The sequence below is a fragment of the Chloroflexota bacterium genome (genome assembly GCA_014360805.1).
GTDB lineage: Bacteria > Chloroflexota > Anaerolineae > DTLA01 > DTLA01 > DTLA01.
In genome coordinates this window covers 1-4,687 of sequence record JACIWU010000135.1, presented here as the reverse complement: position 1 = coordinate 4,687, position 4,687 = coordinate 1, and the positions used below count along the sequence as shown (strand labels likewise).

The following is a 4,687-nucleotide window of genomic DNA, read 5'->3' as shown; positions in this document are numbered from 1 at the left end:
GGGCCAAGCCCTACGGGCTGGGGGTAGCCCCTTCGGGGCTGGACCAGCGCGCGGCGGTGAAATCCGGGGGCCGCCCGCGCTTACGGTTGCGCCAGGAACTCCCGCAGCGCCTGCACCAGCCGCGCCACCTCCGCCTCCAGGCGGGCGGCGGCCGCCGGAGCATCGCCCATACGCCCCTCGTCGCCGATCTGCTCCACCTCCAGCGCCGTCTGGGCCGCCTGATCGGCGCTGAAGTTCCGCGCCAGGCCCTTCAGCGTGTGCCCCGCACGCTTCAGCAGCGCCGCATCCCCCTGAGCAATGGCCTGCCGCACCTGGCTCAGCAGGGTCTGCGACTCCGTGAGGAACATTTCCGAAATCTCGCGCAGGAGATCCTTGTCGCCCCCCACGCGCTCCAGCGCCGCGTCCAGGCGGAACGCCGGCTCCGCGCCCACATACGGCTCGGGCGCGGCCGACTCGGCCTCCCTGCCGCCGGCCGCCAGTCGCTCCACGATTTCCAACAGTTGCACCACCTTCAAGGGCTTGGATATGTATTCGTCCATGCCGGCGGCCAGGCACTTCTCGCGGTCGCCCTTCATGGCGTGGGCCGTCATGGCGACGATGGGGATGTGCTGGCCGGTGCTCTTCTCGCGTTCGCGGATGGCCGCCGTCGCCGCGAACCCGTCCATCTCGGGCATCTCCACATCCATCAGCACCACGTCAAAGGACTCGCGTTCCAGAAGGGCCAGCGCCTCTCGCCCGTTGTTCGCCACGGTAACGATGTGCCCGCGCTTCTCCAGGAGTCGGGTCGCCAGGCGCTGATTCACCGGGTTGTCCTCGGCCAGCAGCACGCGCACGTGCTTGCGCATCTCGCGGATGGCGTGGCGCGTAACCAGCGTGGGGGCGCAAGGCTCCCCCTCCTTCGGCGCCATGACCGTCAGAATCGCGTCCAACAACTCCGACTGCTTGACCGGCTTGATGAGATACCCATCCACACCCAGGTCGCGGCACCTCGCCGCGTCGCCGGGCATCCCCGCCGATGACAGGATGATGACCCGAGCGCTGGCGATGTCCGCGTTGGCCCGAATCTGCTCAATCAGGGCGAACCCGTCCATCTCCGGCATGCGCACGTCGGTGATGACGAGGGGGAAAGGTTCGCCCCGTGCGCTGGCGTCCCGCATCAGCGCAAGCGCCTCGCGCCCATTGGCAGCCGGCACCGGGCGCAACCCCCACGACGCCAGCATGCCCTGCAGAATGCGACGGTTCGTCTCGTTGTCGTCCACTGCCAGGACGGCCATCCCGCGCATGTCGCCGAGTTCAGCCGTGGGCCACGCGCTCACCCCCTTCTGGATGCCGAACCGCGCCGTGAAGTAGAACGTGCTACCCACGCCGACCTCGCTCTCCACCCATATCTTGCCGCCCATCATCTCCACCAGGCGCGCCGAGATGGTCAGGCCCAGGCCCGTCCCCCCGTACTGGCGCGTAGTAGAACTGTCGGCCTGGGTGAACGCCTCAAAGATCGCCTGCTGGCGTTCGGGTGGGATGCCGATGCCGGTGTCGGCCACTGCGAACTGGAGCACCACCTCATCGTCCGTCTCCTCGGAGGAGTCCACAAACAGGACGATTTCACCTTGCTCGGTGAACTTGATCGCATTGCCCACCAGGTTGGCGACGATCTGCCGCAGGCGACCTGGGTCGCCAATGAGCGCGTCGGGCACGTGGGGCGGGATGTCCATGGCCAACTCCAGCCCCTTGTTGTGCGCCCGCACCGCCAGCGCCTTCATTGTGTCGCCCAGGCAGTCGCGCAGGCTGAAGGGCACGGATTCCATGTCCAGTTTGCCCGCCTCAATCTTGGAGAAGTCCAGAATGTCGTTGAGGATGCGCAGGAGCGATTCGGCGGAGTTGCGCGCCATGGTCAGGTATTCGCGCTGCTCGTGCGTGAGTTCGGTATCCAGCGCCAGTTCGGTCATGCCGATAATGCCGTTCATGGGGGTGCGGATTTCGTGGCTGATGTTGGCCAGGAACTCGCTCTTGGCGCGGCTGGCGGCCTCGGCGGCCTCCTTCGCCTGGCGCAATTCCTCCTGGATGCGCTTGCGCTCTGTGATGTCCTCCAGGCTGCCCTCGTAGGCCACGATGTTGCCGTCGGCGTCGCGGATGGCGCGCACGTTATCCAGCACCCAGATGACCGAGCCATCTTTGCGGCGCATGCGCTGCTCAAAGGCCCGCGCGACGCCCTCGCGCTCCAGAATCGCCTGCTGACGCTGACGGTCGGCGGGATCCACGTAAACGTCGCTGGCGTTGACACGCTGGAGTTCCTCCAGGCTCTCGTAACCTAGCATCTCCAGCAGGGCGGGGTTGGCGTCCAGGATGCGGCCATCGGGGTCGGTGCGGTACAGGCCGATGGGGATGTTGTCAAACAGCCCACGGTAGCGCGCCTCGCTTTCGCGCAGGGCCTGTTCGGCCTGCTTGCGCTCGGTAATGTCGCGGAAGATGCCCCGCGTGGACACCGGCTTTCCGTTCTCCATGCGATAGGACACGTTCCCTTCCACCTGAATCGGCCTGCCGTCCTTGGTGATGAATGTCGCCTCCACGTTCACCACATTGTGCTGCCCCGCGGCCATATCCCCGAGCAGCCGCATGCAGTGATCCATGGAATCCGGGTGGATGATGTCCGGCAGGGTCAGGCCGGCGACTTCGGCCTCGGAATACCCCAGCGCCTTGCGCCAGGCGCGGTTGACGTACAGGAACCGCCCCTGGGGATCCACCATCTGGATCAAGTCGGTGGCGTTGTCCAGGAAATCCTGTAGCCGTTCCTGGCTCTCGCGCACCGCCTGCTCGGCGCGTTTCCGTTCCGTGATGTCGGTGTACACGGCCACCGCGCCGATAAAGTGCCCTTCCACCAGCACGGGCGCCGACGCCACGACGACATCTACGGGCGTCCCGTCCTTGCGGTAGCGCACCACTTCTGTGGGCGGCACCACCTGGCCCCTCATCACTTGGGCGGTGAGGGCTTTCGCCTGGCCCGCCGAGTGCGCGTTGGTGATGAGGTCGTCCAGCGGTTTGCCGACGGCCTCATCGCGCGTGTAGCCGAACAGTCGCTCGGCCTGCGCGTTCCACTCCACGATGCGATGCTGGGCATCCAGGGTTACGATGGCATCGGGCGCGGCGGCCAGCACCGCCTCCAAATACAGGCGCCGCTCGGCGAGTTGGCGCTCGGCCTCCTTGCGCTCCGTTACGTCCCGCGCAATCCCCAACACCAGCGACTGTCCCTGAATCTGCACCGGATAGGTGCGAATCTCCGCCACGACTTTGGAGCCATCCTTGCGGGTCAGGACGAACTCATCGGGGCCGGTGGGCTGGCCCAGCAGGTTGCGGGCCAGCAGCGCCGCCGCCTTCGGTATCTGCGACGGCGATAGGAGTTTCAATTTCAGGAAACTGCCGCCGATGAGTTCCTCGCGCTTGTAGCCCACCATCTGTTCGGCGGCGCGGTTCCCATCCACGAAAACGCCCTTCAGGTCGCTCAGGTAGTACGCGTCGGGCGCGTACTCAAACAGGATGCGAAAGCGCTCTTCCGATGCCTTGAGGGCTTCCTCGGCCCGTCTGCGCTCGCTGACGTCCTCCACGATGCCCTCGTAGTATAGGATGTTGCCTGCGTCATCGCGGACGGCGCGCGAAGTTTCGCGCACATAGATGCGGCTTCCGTCGCGCCGCGTCCATGAGGTCTCCCAGCCCGTGATGAAACCGTCGCGTTCCATGCGCGCCTTGAATTCGGCCCGCGAGTACGCGTCGCCGAAACTCTCCTTTTCCAGATTGCGCCGCATGAGTTCCTCGGGCGATGCGTAGCCCAACATGCGGGCCAGTGCGGGGTTGGCAAGCAGCACCCGCCCGTCCGGTGTCGTGCGGTAAACGCCGACGGGCAGGCCGTCAAATAGGGTGCGGTAGTCAGCGTCGCCATCTGGTAACGCGGTGGGTTTGGGTGGGGTCATGGTTCTCGCCTCCTCGGGGCAGAAACTTCGGGGGGACTGCCCACGCTTGAACGAATTCTAGCGCATGCGGCCTCGCCAGGCAAACGCCGCGCGAGGGCAAGTCCTGCAACTCTGCACAAATGCCCTATCCACGAATCACGAGAATCTGCACGAATGTTCGCGTCCATTTGCATCCATTCGCAGTTGCCGCTGCTACGGGGTGGGCGTGGGAGTCGGCGTGCGCGTGCCCGCGAGCCACACGAAACTGCGCGGCGCGCTCTCGGCGCCCGCGGCAGGCCACAGGTCGGCGTTGCCCGGAATGCCCTCGCTGGCGCGCACCCGCACGCTCACGCTCCAGAACAGCCTCCCCGACGGCGGCCGCAGCAGCCAGACGTAGGCAGGCACCTGCCACTGGGTATCGCGGGTAACGCCCACCTCCTCGCCGCGCTCGTGGGGGATGCGCACCACGTACCATTCGTCAGCGGCCAGCGGCCCCACATCGGTCCAGCGCAGGACGATGGTCTCCTGCGGCTCAAAATGCATCTCATTGGGCGGCGATAGCAGCGTGGGCGCAGGGTGCAAGGCGCGCGTGGCCGTCGGCGTGGGCGCGGGCGGCGTCGGCGTGTCGGTGGGCGCTTGGGTCGGCGTGGGCGCGGGCGGCGTCGGCGTGTCGGTGGGGATCTCGGTCGCCGTGGGCGCGACGGTGGGGCGCTGTGTATCGGTCGGCGCGACGACGATGACGGGCG

The 4,687-nt window shown here is 66.8% G+C and carries 2 protein-coding genes; both read right to left on the bottom strand.

Annotation, left to right across the window (positions count from 1 at the left end; genetic code table 11):
• Positions 1–80 precede the first annotated feature (80 nt).
• Positions 81–3,962 (bottom strand): PAS domain S-box protein, encoded by a 3,882-nt coding sequence (locus tag H5T65_13915; GenBank protein MBC7260323.1) that lies wholly within the window; start codon positions 3,960–3,962, stop codon positions 81–83.
• Positions 3,963–4,154: 192 nt separating this feature from the next.
• Positions 4,155–4,687: hypothetical protein (locus H5T65_13910; protein MBC7260322.1), on the bottom strand; the 533-nt coding region annotated here is incomplete at its 5' end.

Bases quoted from the DNA above. Each gene is read 5' to 3' on its own strand.
- H5T65_13915 (MBC7260323.1), bottom strand. From the start codon at position 3,962: ATGACCCCACCCAAACCCACCGCGTTACCAGATGGCGACGCTGACTAC.